Origin of the sequence: Bifidobacterium saguinibicoloris (assembly GCF_019331725.1) — a bacterium.
Classification (GTDB): Bacteria; Actinomycetota; Actinomycetes; order Actinomycetales; family Bifidobacteriaceae; genus Bifidobacterium; species Bifidobacterium saguinibicoloris.
The window spans coordinates 15551-34773 of sequence record NZ_JAHBBF010000002.1 but is presented as its reverse complement, the minus strand read 5'-3'; the positions used below and the strand labels follow the sequence as shown (position 1 = coordinate 34773).

At 65.4% G+C, this 19223-nt stretch carries 13 protein-coding genes; 10 read left to right on the top strand and 3 right to left on the bottom strand.

What is annotated here, in order from left to right; all coding sequences use genetic code 11:
- Positions 1-37: 37 nt before the first annotated feature.
- The 3 genes from KIH78_RS01970 (at position 38) to KIH78_RS01960 (ending at position 3821) form a co-directional block, all read left to right on the top strand.
- Positions 38-730 carry an L-ribulose-5-phosphate 4-epimerase gene (locus tag KIH78_RS01970; RefSeq protein ID WP_214312005.1) on the top strand — a complete coding sequence of 231 codons (693 nt, stop codon included), beginning with the start codon at positions 38-40 and terminating at the stop codon, positions 728-730.
- Between the two features lie 168 nt (positions 731-898).
- Positions 899-2416 carry an L-arabinose isomerase gene (araA, locus tag KIH78_RS01965; RefSeq protein ID WP_219131022.1) on the top strand — a complete coding sequence of 506 codons (1518 nt, stop codon included), beginning with the start codon at positions 899-901 and terminating at the stop codon, positions 2414-2416.
- 448 nt (positions 2417-2864) lie between these two features.
- Positions 2865-3821 (top strand): CTP synthase, encoded by a 957-nt coding sequence (locus tag KIH78_RS01960; RefSeq protein ID WP_236034356.1) that lies wholly within the window; start codon positions 2865-2867, stop codon positions 3819-3821.
- An 18-nt stretch (positions 3822-3839) separates the two neighbouring features.
- Here the strand turns inward: KIH78_RS01960 and KIH78_RS01955 are convergent, their stop codons facing one another.
- Together KIH78_RS01955 and KIH78_RS01950 are read right to left on the bottom strand one after the other, a co-directional pair.
- On the bottom strand, positions 3840-4640 hold the full coding sequence (locus tag KIH78_RS01955; RefSeq protein WP_219131021.1) for a hypothetical protein: 801 nt from the start codon (positions 4638-4640) through the stop codon (positions 3840-3842).
- 245 nt (positions 4641-4885) lie between these two features.
- Entirely contained in the window at positions 4886-5719 is an 834-nt protein-coding gene (locus KIH78_RS01950; RefSeq protein ID WP_338024098.1) for a gamma-glutamyl-gamma-aminobutyrate hydrolase family protein, read from the bottom strand.
- 522 nt (positions 5720-6241) lie between these two features.
- Between KIH78_RS01950 and KIH78_RS01945 the strand changes: the two genes are divergently transcribed.
- Positions 6242-8776: an InlB B-repeat-containing protein gene (locus KIH78_RS01945; protein ID WP_219131019.1), complete on the top strand. Its 2535-nt coding sequence runs from the start codon at positions 6242-6244 to the stop codon at positions 8774-8776.
- A gap of 484 nt (positions 8777-9260) precedes the next feature.
- Here KIH78_RS01945 and KIH78_RS01940 read toward each other — a convergent pair whose 3' ends face one another.
- Positions 9261-11084, bottom strand: coding sequence for an AMP-dependent synthetase/ligase (locus KIH78_RS01940; RefSeq protein ID WP_219131018.1), 1824 nt, complete (start codon positions 11082-11084; stop codon positions 9261-9263).
- Between the two features lie 369 nt (positions 11085-11453).
- Here KIH78_RS01940 and KIH78_RS01935 point away from each other — a divergent pair, with 369 nt between their 5' ends.
- From KIH78_RS01935 to KIH78_RS01910, 6 genes are all read left to right on the top strand, one after another.
- Entirely contained in the window at positions 11454-13088 is a 1635-nt protein-coding gene (locus KIH78_RS01935; protein WP_214312017.1) for a sugar porter family MFS transporter, read from the top strand.
- A gap of 758 nt (positions 13089-13846) precedes the next feature.
- Positions 13847-15421 carry an ABC transporter substrate-binding protein gene (locus tag KIH78_RS01930; RefSeq protein WP_219131017.1) on the top strand — a complete coding sequence of 525 codons (1575 nt, stop codon included), beginning with the start codon at positions 13847-13849 and terminating at the stop codon, positions 15419-15421.
- A 109-nt stretch (positions 15422-15530) separates the two neighbouring features.
- Positions 15531-16499, top strand: coding sequence for an ABC transporter permease (locus tag KIH78_RS01925; RefSeq protein WP_219131016.1), 969 nt, complete (start codon positions 15531-15533; stop codon positions 16497-16499).
- Positions 16496-17410 (top strand): ABC transporter permease, encoded by a 915-nt coding sequence (locus KIH78_RS01920; RefSeq protein ID WP_219131015.1) that lies wholly within the window; start codon positions 16496-16498, stop codon positions 17408-17410. Before KIH78_RS01925 ends, KIH78_RS01920 begins: the two co-directional genes overlap by 4 nt.
- Positions 17410-18396: an ABC transporter ATP-binding protein gene (locus KIH78_RS01915; RefSeq protein WP_219131014.1), complete on the top strand. Its 987-nt coding sequence runs from the start codon at positions 17410-17412 to the stop codon at positions 18394-18396. The genes KIH78_RS01920 and KIH78_RS01915 overlap by 1 nt, the downstream gene beginning before the upstream one ends.
- On the top strand, positions 18393-19184 hold the full coding sequence (locus tag KIH78_RS01910; protein WP_219131013.1) for an ABC transporter ATP-binding protein: 792 nt from the start codon (positions 18393-18395) through the stop codon (positions 19182-19184). Before KIH78_RS01915 ends, KIH78_RS01910 begins: the two co-directional genes overlap by 4 nt.
- Positions 19185-19223: the final 39 nt, after the last annotated feature.

The following is a 19223-nucleotide window of genomic DNA, read 5'->3' as shown; positions in this document are numbered from 1 at the left end:
AACCCAACACGTCCCCCAAACCGAAAGGAACACAACAATGGCAACTCTGGCAGATTACGGCCCCGAAGTCCGCGCCGAAGTCAAGCAGGTGCGCGAGGTCGTCTCCAACCTCCACCAGCAGCTCATCAAGTGGAACCTCGTCGTCTGGACCGCCGGCAACGTCTCCCAGCGCCTCCACACCGCCGACCTCATGGTCATCAAGCCGTCCGGCGTGCGCTACGAGAACCTCACCCCGAACTCCATGGTCGTCACCGACCTCGAAGGCAACGTGGTCGACGGCTCCGAAGCCCCGTCCTCCGACACCGCCTCCCATGCCTACATCTATCGCAACATGCCGGGCGTCTACGGCGTCGTGCACACCCACTCCACCTACGCCACCGCGTGGGCGGCCACCGGCCAGAACATCCCGTGCGGCCTGACCATGATGGGCGACGAATTCGGCGGCCCCGTGCCGGTCGGCCCGTTCCGCCTCATCGGCTCCGAAGCCATCGGCAAGGGCGTCGTCGAAACCCTCGCCAAGTACCCGAAGTCCCCGGCCGTCCTTATGCAGAACCACGGCCCGTTCACCATCGGCAAGGACGCGGAAGCCGCCGTCAAGGCCGCCGCCATGACCGAAGAGGTCGCGCACACCATGTGGGCCGCCCGCCAGCTCGGCGACATCATCGAGATCCCGCAGGCCGACATCGACAAGCTTAACGACCGCTACCAGAACGTCTACGGCCAGCACTGATCTGATGGTGTGTCTCCTACGTTGCGGGAGACTCGACGTACCTTCGTACGCCTTCGTCTCCCGCGCCTTGGAGCCACACGCATCAGACCGGGGTCGCCGACACTGTGACGCTGGAACGTAACTTAACCAACCAATAACAACCAACACAACGAAGTAAAGGAAACAATCATGGCAATGGAGAACCCGTTCGAGGGCAAGGAAATCTGGTTCGGCGTCGGCTCGCAGGACCTGTACGGCGAGGAGGCCCTGCGCCAGGTCGCCATCCACTCCGCCGAAATGGTCGACTACCTCAACAAGACCGGCAAGATCCCGGCGAAGATCGTCCTCAAGCCCACCCTGAAGTCCTCCGACGGCGTCAAGGAGTTCATGGTCGAAGCCTCCGCCAACCCGAACGTCATCGGCGTCATCACCTGGTGCCACACCTTCTCCCCGGCCAAGATGTGGATCCGCGGCCTCGAAGTGCTGACCAAGCCGCTGCTGCAGTTGGCCACCCAGCACCACAAGGAGATCCCGTGGGAGACCATCGACATGGACTTCATGAACCTGAACCAGGCCGCCCACGGCGACCGTGAGTTCGGCTACATCGTCTCCCGCCTCGGCATCAAGCGCAAGATCGTCGTCGGCCACTACACCGACCCGGAGGTCGCCGAGAAGGTCGGCACCTGGGCCCGCGCCTGCGCCGGCTGGGACGCCTCCAACAACATGAAGGTCATGCGCTGGGGCGACAACATGCGCAACGTCGCCGTCACCGAGGGCGACAAGACCGAGGCCGAGCGCGTGTTCGGCGCCTCCATCAACACCTGGGCCGTCAACGAGCTCGTCGCCGCGTACGACAAGGTCAAGGACGATCAGGTCAAGGAGATCATCGAGGACTACAAGGCCAAGTACGACGTCGACCCGGCCCTGCTCGACGCCAAGTACGACTCCCTGTTCATCGCCGCCAAGGAAGAGGCCGCGATGGTCAACATGATGCGCGAGAACGGCTGCACCGCCGGCGTCGACAACTTCGAGGACCTCGGCGCCCTGCCGCAGCTGCCGGGCGTCGGCCCGCAGCGCTTCCCGTCCGAGTACGGCTGGGGCTTCTCCGCCGAAGGCGACTGGAAGACCGCCGTCCTCGTGCGCATCGGCGCGGTGATGGGCTACGGTCTGCCCGGCGGCGCCTCCCTCATGGAGGACTACTCCTACAACTTCACCGAAGGCGACGAACTCGACATGGGCTCCCACATGCTGGAGGTCTCCCCGTCCATCGGCACCATCGCCAAGCCGAAGCTGGAGATCCACCCGCTCGGCATCGGCGGCAAGGCCGACCCGGTCCGCCTGGTCTTCTCCGGCAAGCCGAAGAAGGACGCGGTCGTCGTCTCCATGTCCGACGTGCGCGAGCGCTTCCGCCTGCTCATGGACGTCGTCGACGTCGTCGAGCCGCAGGGCTCCCTCAAGGAGCTGCCGTGCGCCCGCGCCGTCTGGAAGCCGCAGCCGTCCCTCAAGACCGCCGTCCAGTGCTGGATCACCGCCGGCGGCTCGCACCACACCTGCATGACCACCTCCGTCGGTCGTGAGGCCTGGGAGGACTTCGCCCGCATCGCCGGCGTCGAGCTCGCCGTCATCGACGAGAACACCACCGCCCGTCAGTTCGAGAAGGAGCTGGAACTGTCCGAGATGGTTCACCGTCTCGACAACCGTCACTGATTGACGGCTGGCGTGCCTTGACGCATCGCCGGGCTTAGCGGACGGTGAGCGTCAATGGCCATGAGAGGGCCCGATTCCCCAATGGGGAGTCGGGTCCTTCGTTTGTGCTGGGCTTGGAGAGAGGCTGGGGAGGCTGTTTGCGAAGCGGGTTGGTGCGATGCTGCCGGATCGTTTCGCTGGGGAGGCCGTTTGCGAAGCGGGTTGGTGCGACGGTGCTTGGTTGCTTCGCTGGTGGGCCTCTTCGCGAAGCGGGCTGGTCGGTTCGTGACGGGCCCTGTTCGTTTCCGCGTGTTCCGGTTCCTCCTGCTCAAACCCCCGTTATTTCCGGTTTACAGCGTCAAACCCCCGAAACGTCCCCATGTAAACGGGTGTTTGGTGCTGTAGATTCTGGATATCGGGGATTTCGACCCCCGGGATTCGTTACGGATGGCCCCTCTACAATGGGGACATGGTAAGGCATCATGCGGTTGATGCGCTGTTCGCCGAAGCGCGTCGGGAGAAGCGTTGCGTCGTGGCTCCCACGGACACCGAATTCAAGGCGATTCAGCGGCGTGTATGCTCCGGCGGCATCGTGAAGCCGTTTCGTGGGCTCTATGCGCAGACCGATTATTGGAATGCCCTTGACCGTTATGAGCAGGTCCGTCATGTCGTTCGGGCGTTGTCCCGATGCCATCCCGACTGGGTGTTCTGCGGGCCGACGGCAGCCATCATGCATCGGCTGGATTGTTCCTATCGGTTGTCGTGTCCGCTTTGGATCGCCGTCGCACCAGGCACGCATTATCGCAACTCCGGGCAGCTGACGAGACACGTCATCTCCAATCCCGAGATCGCTGAGGTGGAAGGCGTGAAGGTGACGGGGCTGCTGCGCACCTTGTTCGACTGTGCCGCCGCCTTGAGCCTGCGATATTCGCTGGCTCCCATCGATTCGTCATTGCGGGCCAATTCCGTCGACAAAGATGTTCTGCTGGCATACCCATCATCGGTGAAATATTCCCGTCGCCGTCGTACCGTCATGCGGGCGTTCACCCTGTCCGACGCGCGCAGCGAGAACGGCGGTGAATCGTCGGCACGTGGCATGCTGCATGAGATGGGGTATCCTCCCGACGACATCCAGACGGAATTCCCGTGTCTGGATCATCCGGGCAGGAGACATCGCGTGGATTTTCTCTGGAAGAAGCAGGATGGAACCTGCGTGGTGATGGAATTCGACGGTGTGCGCAAATACGTGGATCCGAATATGACGTCAGGCAGGTCGATTCGTGAGGTGGTCGATGGTGAACGCCGTAGACAGCAGTGTCTGGAACGGCAGAGGGTCTCCGTCATACGCATGTATGCCAACGAACTGGACAGCCCGGCACGAATCCTCCGCGATCTGGAAAGCCTGGGTGTTCGCCGCGTTCCGTAGCGGGATCCGTCGTCGGTGTCAGCGATGGCGCAACAGCCGTTCGTTCTCCTCGGCGAGACGATTGCGCCACTTGTCGCCGAAGCATGACATCAGGGCCTCCTGCAGCGCACTGAGCCGCATGGGCCATTCCCTGTCCGTCCACGGCTCGTGCGGTCCGGCCGTCATGATGCGGTATGCGCGGGTTTGCACGATGGTCGTGACCAGGTCGTAGGCCAAGTCATCCTCATCGTCGATGGATTCCACGGGATTGATTCGGCCGCGCTCCTGATACGTGCGATGGATGTCCCCATCGGTGCCCACCCACAGATAGGTGCCGTCATAGCGCGACCAAGGCGTTTCGAACATCATCTGGTTGGCGGCAAACGGATCCATGTCGTCGCGGCCTCCGCATATTTCCCGCAATCGCTTGCCGTATATGGTTCGGAGCCGGTTCGCCAATTCAAGTGTGGCGTCTCGGTCCATGGGAGGATAACCGCGAAGCCTCGCATCGTCGCGTATCGCCTTGCGGACCGATGGGCGATTGAGAAAGTCCTCGTACGTCCCGTCTTCCGTGTTTTCGCCGCTGTGGGCGCGCAATACGGTCAGTACGGGGGATTCATGATTTCGTCCGGCCGTACCGGCATCAATGAGACCGGGCGGGATGTCATTCTGGCCGGCGGGGTTGCCGTCATCATAATCGTTTGGCCGCGTCGTTCGCGCCGGACCGTGTGCCCTCATCGAACGTGACGTCTTCGGAGCCCGTACCTGCCGTGCTGTTTCGGAGGTGCGCATCGTCCGGAACGCAGCGAAGGTTCGTATCAGCCTGGACAAAATCCCCATGACGGATGCCCTCCTTTTCCGCCCAACCCGTTCGATATGCCGATTCCATTCCATGTTACGGCCGAAATCCCCATTATTCCCGGTCTACAGCGTCAAATGCCCGTTTGAGAAGGGTGGTTTCATCCATGTGGTGCTGTAAATACCAGAGAACGGGGGTTTCAGCCGGGTTTGTCGAGATGCGTCGCCGATTGGGGTGCCGCCGGTTGGGGTGGGTCATCGCGGCATGGTGGGAGTGGAGCGTGCGGCTACTCGCTCCGCGCCGCGCGCACGAACGTGTCGAAGATGGCCTGTGAACGCGGGTCCACCTTGTACAGGAACTCGGGATGCCATTGCATGGCCCACAGGAACCGGCTCGCCGGCCGCCACAACGCCTCAATCACCCCGTCCGGAGCCACGCCCATGACGCGCAGCCCCGGTGCCGGTTCGCGCACGGCCTGATGGTGATAGCTGTTCACGGCGATTTCCCGTTGGCCTACGAACAGTTCGGCCAGCGGCGTGCCGGGCGTCAACGTCACGGTGTGCCCGAACGCGTCGTACGGCGGATTCATATGATGTTCGACTCCGCTGGGATGCTCGGTGGGCAGATCCTGCCATAGCGTGCCGCCCAGGAACCGGTTGATGAACTGGATGCCGCGGCAGATGCTGAGAATCGGCTTGTCCAGTCGTATCACAGCCGGCAGCAGCAGTGATTCCATGCGGTCGCGCTCGGGGGAGAGCGCTTCGCTGCGGCCGGTCGCGTCATCCGCGTCAGCGGCCGTGGAATCGTCTCGCCGCCCGGCTGCACCATCTCTCTTGCCGTCCATCGGTTCGTCGGTGCCTGCAGCGCCGATGCCGGTCCTGTTCCCGGGATTGGCCAAGAGACCGACTGACGACCCTACATCCGGTCCGCCCGTGAACAGGAACGCGTCGAACCGTTCGGCGCACTGCTCCACCACGTCCGCATCGTCGGTCAGCGGCGGCATCACCGGCGTGCCACCCGCGCGCAGCACGGCATCCATGTATCCGGGCAGCATCCACAGGCTGTCCCGCCCGTAATCCATCAGTGGCGTCACTGCGATCATCGGCCGATCGGTCATCACGCACCCCTTATTTCCGTCATCCCGCGAACGGGCGATTATGTGATTCGCACGGTGCCGTCACTCTATCGGACCGATGTGAACCCGAGCCGATGGTCGTCAGGTCAAGGGAATCCGTAGCATGCTCGCCGTATCCCCGGTATTCGCCGTATTGGGCGTGGCGCGACGGTGTCGGATTGTTTCGCTGGAAGGTCTGTCCGTGAAGCATGCTGGTGTTGTGGTGACTGGGTGTTTCGCCGAGGAGGGTATCCGTGAAGCGATTGGTCGGTGGTCATCCGAGTTATGTCGCTGGGTGGGCTCTCGGTGATGCGGATCGGTGCGATGCTGCCGGCTTGTTTCGCTGGATGAATGATGACTGGGAGATGCGATGCCCGGGCATTCATCGGGGGCTGCATCTCCCTTGCGCATGATGTTCCGCGGCAATACACTGGAAGCGTTGGCAACGTAAACATGCAGCGAAGACGGTGCTTGCGCGGGCCACGTGACATAGAGGTTCAGGAGTCCTAGGGGGGAAGGAAGCTAGCGATGACAATGAACCATGATCCGCGTCCATCCGGCAGGTGGATGAAACTCCTCGCGATACCGGCCGCCGTGGCGACGCTCATAGTGGGCGTCCCTGCGGCCAACGCCGCCGAAGGAGCATCGGCGCAATCCGAGTCGACGACTACGTCGCAGCAGACGCAGTCGGCCGCATCGGCCGCAGATGCGGCACAATCCAAGAACCAGACGCAGTCGGCATCGGTAACCGCGTCCGCAGGCAAGACCGCCGCGGCCGGAACGTCGTCAGCCGCCGCATCGGGTGCGGCCGCGTCCAAGGCCGCGGCATCCGGCAAGACCGCCGCGTCGGCGCAGCCGCAAGGCGGCGAGTCCCAGTCCAAGGCCACGTCTTCGGCTGTCCAGTCGCCCCAGACTGTCCAATCGGCCCAGACCTCGAAGGCGGCTACGGCGACCCAGTCTCAGCCGACCCAGTCGACCACCCAGCAGGCGCAACCCAAGGCCGCGGACGAACCGGTCTACGGCTACACCATCACCTTCGATTCGCAGGGCGGCACCCCGGTCGACCACACCGCCACGTGGATGAAGAACGACGCGACCGGCAGCAACAGCGAGGAGTGGTCCGACAAGGTCACCAAGCCCACCCGCGAAGGCTTCCGCTTCGTGTGCTGGTCCACCCAGAAGTCGGACAAGGCCTGCGACCATGACCTCTGGAACCTCTGGTTCTCGAACGACGGAATCACCTCGGACATGACCGTGTACGCGCAGTGGGCGGGCATCGCCGTCCGCGTGTACATCGGCAGCGAGACCAGCGGCAACTTCGTCGACATGACCAACGGTGACATTCCGGCCGATAACCCGAAGTTCGTCGCCCCGGCGAAGGACGGCTGCACGTTCGACCACTGGTCCACCGATGAGGACGGCACGGTCGTGTTCGATCCGACGAAGCCGCTCGCCTCGGCGAAGGCCAGCATGTCCGCCTACCCGCAGTACCTGTGCACCATCACGTTCGACACGCAGGGCGGCGATCCGATCGCCTCGATTCAGGCGCCTACGGGCCAGCCGTTGACGAACCTGCCGACCCCCACGCGTAGCGGCTACACGTTCGTCCAATGGACGTACGACGCCGCCGGTGACCAGCGGTTCTTCGACACCCGTCAGGTCCGCAACGCGTTCACGCTCTACGCCCAGTGGAAAGAGAATGCCAAGTACACCATCACCTTCGATTCGCAGGGCGGCTCCGACATCGGTCATACCGCGGAATGGTGGGCCAATGACACGACGACGCACAACGACACCGAATGGGTGAACCACGTCAACATTCCGGATCGGACCGGCTACCGGTTCCAGTGCTGGTCCACGCAGAAGGACGACGTGGAATGCACGCACAACCTCCGCACCGTCTGGAAGCAGCCCGACGGCATCACCTCGGACATGACCGTGTACGCGCAGTGGGAGGCCATCGCGGTCCGCATCTACATCGGCAGCAAGACCAGCGGCAAGTACGTCACGGTGAACTATGGTGATGTTCCCGCCAACGATCCGAAGCTCGTGGCGCCCGCGAAGGACGGCTGCACGTTCGGCCACTGGTCGCTCGGCGAATACGACTACGGCACGTTCGACCCGTCGCAGCCGCTCGACGAGGAGAGCGACTTCTCCATCTACCCGCAGTACCTGTGCACCGTCACGTTCGATGCACAGGGCGGCGACGCGGTCGCCCCGGTCCAAGCCGCCACGAGCCATGCACTTACGAACCTGCCCACGCCCACGCGCGAGGGCTACACGTTCACTGGCTGGACGTATGACGCCGCCGGCGACCAGGAGTTCGTCGCGACGAGGAAAGTGAACAAGGCGTTCACTCTCTATGCCCAGTGGAAGGTGAACGAGTACACGGTGTCGTTCGATGCGAACGGCGGTTCGGCCGTGGACGCGCAGACCGTGGAGTACGGCAAGACCGTGACGAAGCCTGCGGATCCGACCCGTGAGGGCTATACGTTCGCGGGTTGGACGACGGATGAGGCCGGCAAGACCGCGTACGATTTCGCCACGCCGGTCTCCGGCGACCTGACGCTGTACGCGCAGTGGACGGTGAACGAGTACACGGTGTCGTTCGATGCGAACGGCGGTTCGTCCGTGGACGCGCAGACCGTGGAGTACGGCAAGACCGTGACGAAGCCTGCGGATCCGACGCGTGAAGGCTATACGTTCGCGGGTTGGACCACGGACAAGGACGGCAAGACCGCGTACGATTTCGCCACGCCCGTGTCCGGTGACCTCACCCTCTACGCCCAGTGGACGAAGAACGCCGAGCAGCCTGGCGAGAAGCCGGGTGAGAACGGCGGCTCCACGCCGACCACGCCGTCCAAGCCGAACCAGTCGAAGCCCTCCAACGACGCCAAGAAGAACGCTGCCAAGAAGGACAACGCGAAGCAGTCCTCCGCCAAGACCGCCAAGACCGCGCGTCTGTCGAAGACGGGTTCGTCCGTCGCCGTGATGGGCATCGCCGTCATGCTGCTGCTGGCGGCCGCCGGCATGGCGCTGGCCGTCCGTCGCAACCGCGACTGACGGCAGGTTCTCCGGTCGGGCCGCGCGCTCGTCGCGTCGGTTCGGCCGCTGACCCGATTCCGGCCCGCTGATTTGGCTGGTCGGAACGCATTGAGGCCGGCATCTCCGTTCCGGAGATGCCGGCCTCTTGTCGTCCATGGTTCGGGCGTCGCTTCCTCGCCATCGATGGCACGAATCCGACGTCAGTGGCCCCGTCAGCGTCGTCTCTGCGCCAAGGTTGGCATCGAACCGACGCTGAGACCTGTGTGAGCGTCGGCTTCGCGCCAAATGTGGCGTGCAGACGATGCCAAGGCCCTGTCAGCGTCGAATCCATGCCAAGGTTGGTGCGGAAACACCGCTAACGGCTATGTGAGCGTCGTATCCATGCCAGGTTTGGCACGGATACGACAGTAGGAAGCTCTGTCAGCGGGCCGGCAGGTCCGACCGTCGGTTGCGTGCCATGGGTTCGGCGACCCGGCGACCCGGCAACCAACCTCCCGCACCCTCAGCGCTTGCCGGCGTACAGCTCGTGCTCGATGACGTCGGCGAACACGCGGTTGACGGCCGGGCGCACGACCTTGAGCGACGGGGTCAGGCACTTGTTCGCCTGCGTGAGCTGCGTGTCGAGTACCACGAACTTGCGCACGGATTCGGCGCGCGAAACGGTCGCGTTCGCGCGGTCGACGTACTGCTGGATCTCCTCGTGGACGGCCGCGTTGGTGATGAGGCGGTCGATGGGCGTCTCGAGGGACAGACCGTGCTGCGGCAGCCATGTCTCCAGCGCCTCGGGGTCAAGGGTCACCAGCGCGCCGATGAACGGACGCTGATCGCCCACCACCACGGCATGCTCCACGATCGGGCACTTGGCGATCTCCTCCTCCAGCGGAATGGGGGAGACGTTCTTGCCGCCGGCGGTGATGATGATGTCCTTCTTGCGGCCGGTGATCGTGATGCGGCCCTCGTCGTCGATGGACGCGAGGTCGCCGGTCTTGAGCCACCCGTCCGAGGTGAACGCCTCGGCGGTCTTCTCCGGCAGGTTGTGGTAGCCGCGGAACACGTTCGGGCCCTTGACCTGCAGCTCGCCGTCGGAGGCGATGCGCACCGACGAGCCGGGCGCGGGCTGGCCGACCGTGCCGATCACGTTGTCGTCGACGCGGGTCGCGGCGAACGGCGCGGCCGTTTCGGTCATGCCGTAGCCCTGGATCATCGGCAGGCCGATGCCGTTGTAGAAGTGCGCGAGGTCGAGGGACAGGGGCGCGCCGCCACATGCCACGTACTTGATCTTCGGGCCGAGCGCGCCGCGCACGGTGCGGTAGACGAGTGTCTCGTACTTGGCGTGCTCGGCGATTTCGGCGAGCGTGTGCTTCTCGCCGGCCTGTTCGGCCTTGCTCCATGTGATCGCCGCCTCGGCGGCCTTGAGGAACAGGCGGCCCTTCCAACCGGCGCCGGCCTTGCGGGAGGCGGCGTTGTACACCTTCTCGAACACGCGCGGCACGCCCAGCAGGTAGGTGGGCTGGAAGGAGCGCAGGTCGGGCAGGAGGGACTTCGTGTCCGGCAGGTATCCGACGACGCCGTCGTCGGAGGCGATGGACGCGTACTGGATGAAACGTGCGAAGCAGTGGGCGAGCGGCAGGAACAGGAGCAGGCGCGGATGGTCGTCGAGGATCATCTCGTGCAGCGCCTCGCTTGCGGCGATGGTGATCGACACGAAGTTGCGGTGCGTGAGTTCGGCGCCCTTGGGTGCGCCGGTGGAGCCGGACGTGTACACGATGGTGGCGAGGTCGTCGATGTGGACCGATGCGATGCGCTCGTCGAGTTCCTCGTCGGAGACGGTGACGCCGAGGCCTTCGAGCGCGCCGAGCGCGTTGCCTTCGATCATGAGGATCTGCTTGAGGGACGGGCAGTGGTCCTTGACGGAGTCGAGACGGTCGAAGCGCGTGCGGTCGTCGGCGAACGCAAGCTTGACGTCGGCGTCGTTGAGGATGCGCTGCGCCTGGGCGGCGGAGTCGGTGTCGTAGATCGGCACGCTGACGGCGCCGATGGCGGCGATGGCGAAGTCGAGCACGCCCCATTCGAGTCGGGTGGAGGAGAAGATGGTGATCGCGTCGCCTTTGGCGACGCCGAGCGCGATGAGGCCGCGCGCGGCGGAGACGACCATGCGGTGGAATTCGCCGGTGGTGACGTTCTGCCAGCGGCCGGGGCCGAGCTTCTTCTCGGCGATGACAGTGTCCTCTCCGGTGCGTGCGAGACGGTCGGTGAGGAGGGAGTAGATGGTCTGGTCGTCCTTGAGTTCGACGGACGATCCTGGTGTGGTGTAGTGGTCGAGCATGATGCCGTGTTCCTTACGTGTTTCGGTGGCCGTGACGATCGCCCGCGATGGGGAGGTGACGATTTCGGCCAGTCTGTCGACGAGGTTACGTGTCCGTAGGTTCTTTTGTTTTGTGCGCAATGCCATAAGCGCGACGACGACTTTTGTATATGCCCACAACACGCCCGCGGCACGCCTGTGGCGTGCCGGCGATGTGTCGGCGGCGTACGCGTCGGAGGCGTGCGGCGGCGGAATCCGGCGCGTGTCGCCGACAGGTCCCGCCCGATGGCTACGATACTGCTCCGGCGGATGAACGTTAGCGTTAACAAACACTGAAAAAAGCGCTTTCGCCAAGAACAGCAGAGGAAGAGCACACGTAAGGACGCTGCCATGAACCAAGCAGTAGAAACATTGAGGACATCCGCCGGCGCGGCCGGCGTCAAGTCGGCCGAACCGGCCGAGCCGGTGGAGCCGGTCGTGGAGGCCGATGAGCACCAGCGCCGCGGCTCCGGCCGCTACATCGTCGGCCTCGCGCTGAGCGCGGGCCTTGCCGGCCTGCTCTACGGCTACGACACCGTCTCCATCTCCGGCGCCATCGACTTCCTGCAGGAGAAGTACGCGCTGAGCCCCGCCCTGCAGGGCCTCGTCATCAGCTCCATCATGATCGGCGGCGTCATCGGCGCCGGCTTCTCCGGCTTCCTGTCCGACAAGTACGGTCGCCGCAGGATCCTCATGTTCGGCGGCGCGTTCTTCTTCGTCGCCGCCCTGTGGAGCGCGTTCACGTTCAGCCCGTTCACGCTGATCCTTGCCCGCGTCATCGGAGGCGTCGGCATCGGCCTGGCCGCGGCGCTCGCCGTCACCTACATCACCGAATCCGCGCCGACCAACATCCGCGGCGCGCTCACCTCCGCCTACCAGCTGCTCACCATCTCGGGCATCTTCCTGACGAACGTCATCAACTACTTCATCGCCTCCTCCGGCTCCCACGCGTGGGGCGTCGCCAACGGCTGGCGCTGGATGCTCGGCATCGGCGCCATCCCGGCCGCCATCTTCGTGGCCGCGCTGTGGCTGTCCCCGGAGTCGCCGCGATTCCTCGTGCAGGCCGGTCGCGTCGAGGAGGGATACAAGGTCCTCGAGCGCATCAACGGCTCCGACAAGGCCCGTCGCGACGTCGAGGAGATCCAGCTGCAGATCGCCGAGGAGCGTAAGGCCAACGCCAGCTTCTCCGACCTGTTCAAGCCCGGCCTGAGGAAGGCCCTGCTCATCGGCATCTTCCTGGCCATCTTCAACCAGGCGATCGGCATGAACGCCATCTCCTACTACGGACCGGTCATGTTCAGCCACATGGGCTTCGGCGGCAACACCGAGTTCCTCGCCTCCTCGCTCGTCGGCGGCATCGAGCTCGTGTTCACCGTGGTGGGCATGTACCTCATCGACACCGCCGGCCGCAAGAAGCTCATGGCCGTCGGCTCCGGCCTCATGGTCCTGTTCGCGCTCGGCATCAGCTTCGCGTATGCGAACAACTACCAGCTGCTCATGCTCATCTTCGTGATGTGCTTCACCTCCGCGTTCGCGTTCTCGATGGGTCCGATTCCGTGGATCATGATCCCGGAGCTGTTCCCGACCTACCTGCGCGGCCGCGCCACCGGCATCTGCACCGTGTTCCTGTGGGGCACCAACTGGGCGATCGGCCAGTTCACCCCGATGCTCATCAGCTCCATCGGCGGCATGGGCACGTTCCTCGTGTTCGCCGGCACCAACCTCCTGTGCTTCCTCGGCGTCATCACCTTCGTGCCCGAGACCAAGGACAAGACCCTCGAGGAGATCGCCGAGCTGTGGAAGCCGAAGCAGGATCGGTCCAACGCGCAGATGGAGGTCGTGCGCGCCACCGCCGACCTCAAGCAGGCCGAGGCCGACATCAAGGCCGCCGAGGCCGAGCTGGCCCGCGCCCGCCGCGCCAAGGAGCGCGCCATCGCCACCAAGGCCGCCGCCGAGGCGCTCGTCGCCGCGCAGAAGTCCCGCTGACCGGTCCGCCGGGACTGTCCCGGTCCGCCCTTCCCGTCCTCCGCCCCTCCTTGCGCTCGTTTCTATAGAAACGGACGTTTGGTGGGCTCCTGAGCGTCCGGTTTCGTCCGTTCCTATAGGTTCGGATGTTTGGTGGGCTTCCGAGAGGCTGGTTTCGCTCGTTCCTATAGAAACGGACGTTTGGACTATGTTGGTGGGTGCGGTTTCGTCCGATTCTTAAGAATCGGACGGGAGTGGGCCTGTACGTGTGCCCCGTTTCGTCCGATTCTGTAGAAACGGATGTTTGGTGGGCTTCCGAGAGGCCTGGTTTCGTCCGATTCTGTAGGTTCGGATGTTTGGGAGTGCCGTGTGTGCCCTGTTGCGCTCGATTCTATAGAAACGGACGTTTGGACCGTGTTGGTGGGTGCGGTTGCGTCCGATTCTGTAGGAACGGGTGTTTGAGAGTGCTTGTGCGTCCTGTTCCGTCCGATTCTGCAGGAACGGACGTTCCGTCCGTGATCCGCGCCCCGTTTCCGTCCGATACGTAAGAATCGGACGGGACGACGGGGACTCGCCTGGTTCGTTGACCGGTTCGCCCGGTTCGCCCGGTCCGCCCGCTTCGGCGCCGGGACCGATAACCCGCTAGAACCAACGCCTATGATGCCGCGATTGCACCGTAACATCATGGGCGTTTACTATTGATGCGCTTATTCATGGCGTCCGCCGCCCGTCGCGGCGCGCGCCGCATCGCACGAAAAGCAAGAGGAAGAACAGCAGAAATGAAGACGAAGAACCTGAGGAAGGGACTCAAGGGCGCGCTTTCGGCCGCATTGGCCGGCGTGCTCGCGTTCTCGCTCGCCGCATGCTCGCAGACCGGCGGCTCCACCACGTCCACCGCGAACGGTGTCTCCGGCCAGACCACGTTCACGTACGCGCGCTCCGCGGCCGTGACCTCGCTCAACCTGTGGACCGAGATCACCTCGAACAACGCGTTCGCCATCGACAAAGTCTTCGAACCGCTCGTCAGCTTCGACAAGGACGGCAAGATCATCGACTGGCTCGCCAAGTCGCACAAGGTCTCCGAGGACGGCCTGACCTACACGTTCACGCTGCGCGACGGCCTCAAGTTCTCCGACGGCACCGACGTGACCGCCGACGACGCCGTCTTCTCCATCAAGCAGCATCAGGCGGAGAAGGACGCGGCCCTGCCGCTCACCGCCGACATCGCCTCCGTCGAGGCGCCGGACAAGAAGACCGTCGAGATCAAGCTCAACAGCGCCTACACGCCGCTGCTCGCCGAACTCGCCAACTTCTCCAACGGCATCGTGCCGAAGGACTTCGGCGGCAAGAGCGAGAAGGCGTTCTTCGAGAACCCGGTGGGCACCGGCCCGTTCGTCGTGGACAAGTGGGACAAGTCCGGCGACCTCACGTTCAAGAAGAACGACAACTACTGGCAGAAGGGCAAGCCGGGCATCTCCAAGCTCGTCTACAAGGTCGTCGAGGACGGCACGCAGGCCGTCAACCAGCTGAAGACCGGTGAGGTGGACGGCATCGAAAGCCCCGCGCTGGAGAACATCGACGAGCTGGAGAACGGCTCCGACACCAAGGTGGAGACCGCCGGCAGCTGGGTGACTCACACGTTCTTCTTCAACACCGCCGACGAGCACTTCTCCGACGTCCACGTGCGCCGTGCTCTCGCCTACGCGCTCAACCGCGACGACGTGACCAAGGCCGTCGCCTTCGACCACGCGACCACCGCGAAGACCGTCCTGCCGAAGGCCATCAAGTACAGCACGCAGGATTCCATCACCCCGGTGGACAACGACCAGGCCAAGGCCAAGGACGAGCTCGCGCAGTCCAAGTTCCCGAAGGGCTTCGAGGCGAAGATCCTCGTGCCGTCCGGCAACAACGCCTACCAGCAGGCCGCGCAGCTGCTCCAGTCCGCCGCCGCGAAGATCGACGTCACGCTCGACATCGATTCGGTGGACATGGCCACGTTCCGTTCCCGCTTCAAGGCGTTCGACTACCAGATCATGATCAACTCCGCACAGGCCGACTATCCGGACGCCGATTCGATCATCGACTTCCAGGCCGATCCGGACGGCTTCAGCAAGTCCTACTGGACCAGCTATTCGAACGACGAGGTCACCAAGGAGCTCAAGCAGGCGCAGGTCACGCCCGACGGCGACAAGCGTGCCGAGCTCTACAAGAGCATCCAGCAGACCCTCGCCGATGAGGTCCCGTACATCCCGCTGTACTCGCCCGACATCGTCAAGGCCGTGCGCAAGAACGTGACCGGCCTCGAGGTCCTGCCGAACGATTCCGTCCGCTTCCAGGACGTCAAGTTCGAGTAGTCCCGCCGGTCCGGCCGATCACTAGCCCGGACAGCCCGCCGGCCCGGCCCACCCCGCCGGCCCGGACAGTCCGGACCGGCCAGACAGGTCCGCCGCTACAATGGCCCTCATGACCCACAACCGCCGCGCCGCCCTCGCCACATGGCTGGGCGGCGTCGTCGTACACGCGGTGCTCGTGCTCGCGCTCGTCACCGTCGGCGTGTTCCTCATCGTCCGTCTCGTGCCCGGCGACCCGGCGCAGATGGTGCTCGGTCTCAAGGCGAGCCCCGCGCAGATTGCGGACCTGCGTCATCGTCTCGGCCTCGACCAGTCCATCGGACGCCAGTTCGTCTCGTTCGTCACGACCCTCGTCACCACCGGCGACACCGGCGAGTCGATCGCCTACCATGTCTCGTCGCGTGCGCTCGTCCTCGACAGGCTTCCCGTCTCGCTGTGGCTCGTCGGCTGTTCGGCCGTGCTCGTCGTCGCGATTTCCCTGCCGCTCGCCATGACGGCCGCCCTGCACAAGGGTTCCTGGATCGACCAGCTGGTGCGCGTCGTGCCGACCGTCACGCTCGGCATGCCGGAATTCTGGGTGGGACTCGTGTTCGTGCTCGTCTTCGCCGTGACCTTGCGGATCTTCCCGGTCGGCGGCACGCAGCCCGGCATCGACGGCATGCTGTATTCGATGGCCCTGCCGAGCCTTACGATCGCGCTCGCCCAGACCCCGTTCATCGTGCGGTCGCTGCGCACGCGCATCCTCGAGGTGCTCGGCGCCGACTTCGTCACGACGCTGCGCGCGGCCGGCCTGTCCCGCCGTGCGATCCGCCGTCACGTGCTGCGCAACGCCCTTCTGCCCGCGTTGCAGCTGTATGGCATGAAGGTTTCGTTCCTCATTGGCGGCACGCTCGTCGTGGAGCAGGTCTTCGGCCTCAGAGGCGTGGGTTCATTGCTGTTCGCCGCGATCACCGCACGCGATTTCCCGCTCATCCAGGCGGTGGCGATGTACTGCGCGCTCGGCGTCGTCCTCGTCTCCACGTTGGTGCGGCTCGCCGGCGGGCTCATCGACTACCGCGTGCGGGAAGGAGGCGCGCGATGAGGAACCCCGATTCCGCCGGCATCCGTCCCGTCCAACCCGCCTCCGACGGCCAACCCACCAGCCCCGATTCCGCCGGCGTCCGTCCCGCCACCGGCGTCCGTCCGTCCCGTCCGCGCCGCTCCCGTACGCTCGCCGCGGGCCTCGTCCTGCTCGCGCTCATCGTGCTCGCCGTCGCCGTCATCCTGGTGCTTTCTCCCTACGATCCCGTCGCAGAGGACATCGCCTCGATGCTTCAGGCACCTTCCCTGGCCCATCCGTTCGGCACCGACCAGCTCGGCCGCGACATCCTCACGCGCGTCGCCGCCGCCGGGCGCATCGACCTCATGCTCATGATGGGCGTCGAGGCGCTGCCGTTCGTCATCGGCACCGCCGCCGGCCTCGTCGCCGGCTTCTACGGCGGATGGCCGGACCGCGCGATCACGCTGCTGTCCGACGCGCTCATCGCGTTCCCGTTCTACCTGCTCGTCGCGGTCGTCGCGTTCGTGACCGGCACCGGCATGAAGGGCATCTTCCTCACGTTCCTCATCATGGGCTGGATCATCTTCGCGCGCACCGTCAAGGGCGCGACCGCTTCGCTCGCCCGGGCCGAATGGGTGGAGTCCGCGCGCGTCATGGGCTTCTCCGACCTGTCCATCCTCACCCGTCAGATGCTGCCGAACGTGCTCTCGCAGGCGGTGACCGTGCTCATGAGCGACATGGTGGCGCTGCTCGTCGCCATCGTCACGCTCGGCTACCTGGGTCTCGGCATCGCCCCGCCCACGCCCGACTGGGGCACGATGATCGCCGACGGCCAGTCGTTCCTCGCCACCCGCTGGTGGGTGTCGACGCTGCCCGGCTGCGCCGTCGTTCTCGTCGGCGTCGCGCTCGCCCTCATCGGCGACGGGTTGAACGACGTGAGAAGGGAGACGTGATGTCCGATCCGACCATGCCGTCCGTGTTCTCGTCACCCGCCGCGTCCGTTCCGTCCGGCCCGACGCCCGTGCCGTTCGTGCGTGTGCGGAATCTGCGCGTCCTGTCCGATGCGACCGGCGTTCCGCTTGTCGACGGCGTCTCGTTCGACGTCGCCCGCGGCGGGACCGTCGGCATCGTCGGCGAATCCGGTTCCGGCAAAAGCCTGACGCTGCGCGCGGTCATGGGGCTGCCGCCCGAAGGCGTGCGCGTCGCGGACCCCGCGGCCGTCGCGTTTCCCGCGACGTCCGACGCGTCCGCACCCCGCCTCGCGATGATCTTCCAGGATCCGGTCGCCTCGCTCGACCCGCTGTGCGGCGTCGTGCGGCAGGTCGCCGAGGTCATGCGCGCCCACGGTACGACGGACATGTCCGCCCTCCTCGGAGACGGAACGTCCGATGCCGCCGCATCCGTCTCCGATCCGACGTCCGGCCGACGACCGTTCCCGTTCGCCGGCCTCCGCGCGCGCCGCGAGGCCTACCGTGCCGCCGCCGACCTGCTCGTCGCCCTCGGCCTGCCCGCATCGCTGCGCGACCGCGACCGATACCCGGGGCAGCTGTCCGGCGGCCAATGCCAACGCGTCGGCATCGCCATCGCGCTCGCCTGCCGGCCGGACGTCCTCCTGTGCGACGAACCCACCACCGCGCTCGACGTGACCGTGCAACGCCAGATCCTCGACCTGCTCGCCTCACTGCGTGAACGGCTCGGCCTCACCATGCTGTTCGTCACCCACAACCTCGGCGTCGCCGCGCACCTGTGCGACCGGCTCGTCGTCATGCGCCGCGGACGCGTCGTCGAAACCGGGCCGACCGCCCGCATCCTCGCCGAACCGCACGACGACTACACGAAGCGCCTCATCGACGCGATCCTCCCCATCCCCGGTGCGGCGGACGCCGGCCGGACGGACGGCGAAAACGCCGATGACGACGGGAAGGAGGAGACGCGATGACCGACGACCCCACCCCGATCCTCGACCTGCGTCACGTGACCGTGACATACGGCGGCTTCACCGCTGTCGACGACGTGTCGCTGACGCTGCCGAAAGGCGGCGCGCTCGGCGTCGTCGGCGAATCGGGCGCCGGCAAATCCACGCTCGCTCGCGTCGCCGCCGGACTCATCACGCCGCACGCCGGCGAGACCCTGCTCGACGGCGTGCCGCTCGCGCCCATCCGCCGCACCCGCGCACAACGCCGACGCATCCAGATGGTGTTCCAGAACCCGGATTCCTCGCTCAACCCGAGCCACACCATCCGGCGCATCCTCGCCGAAGGCATGCTCCTGCACGGCACGCTCGGCACCCATCCCACGCGCGAGGCCGTCGACGCACGATGCCGTGAGCTGCTGCGCATGGTGGGAATGGGGGAGCGCGCCGACCTCGACGGGATCCTCGCCCGCCGCCCCCACGCGTTCTCCGGCGGGCAACGCCAGCGCATCGCCATCGCCCGGGCGCTCGCCGTCGAACCGGACGTGCTCGTCGCGGACGAACCGACCAGCGCGCTCGACGTGTCCGTCCAACGCGACATCCTCGACCTGCTCGACGGCCTGCGCCGCAGGCGGCGGCTCAGCCTCATGCTCATCACCCACGACCTCGGCGTCGTCAATGCGCTGTGCGACGAGGTGGCCGTGATGCGTCACGGCGAGATCGTCGCCAACGGGCCGGCCGACCTGTTCTTCCACGCGCCGCTCGCCGGCTATTCGGGTGAGCTCCTCGACGCCGCCCGCGCCGTCGCCCTCTGACCGGCCGCACGTCCCCGCCTCTTCCCGCGGCGAAGACCT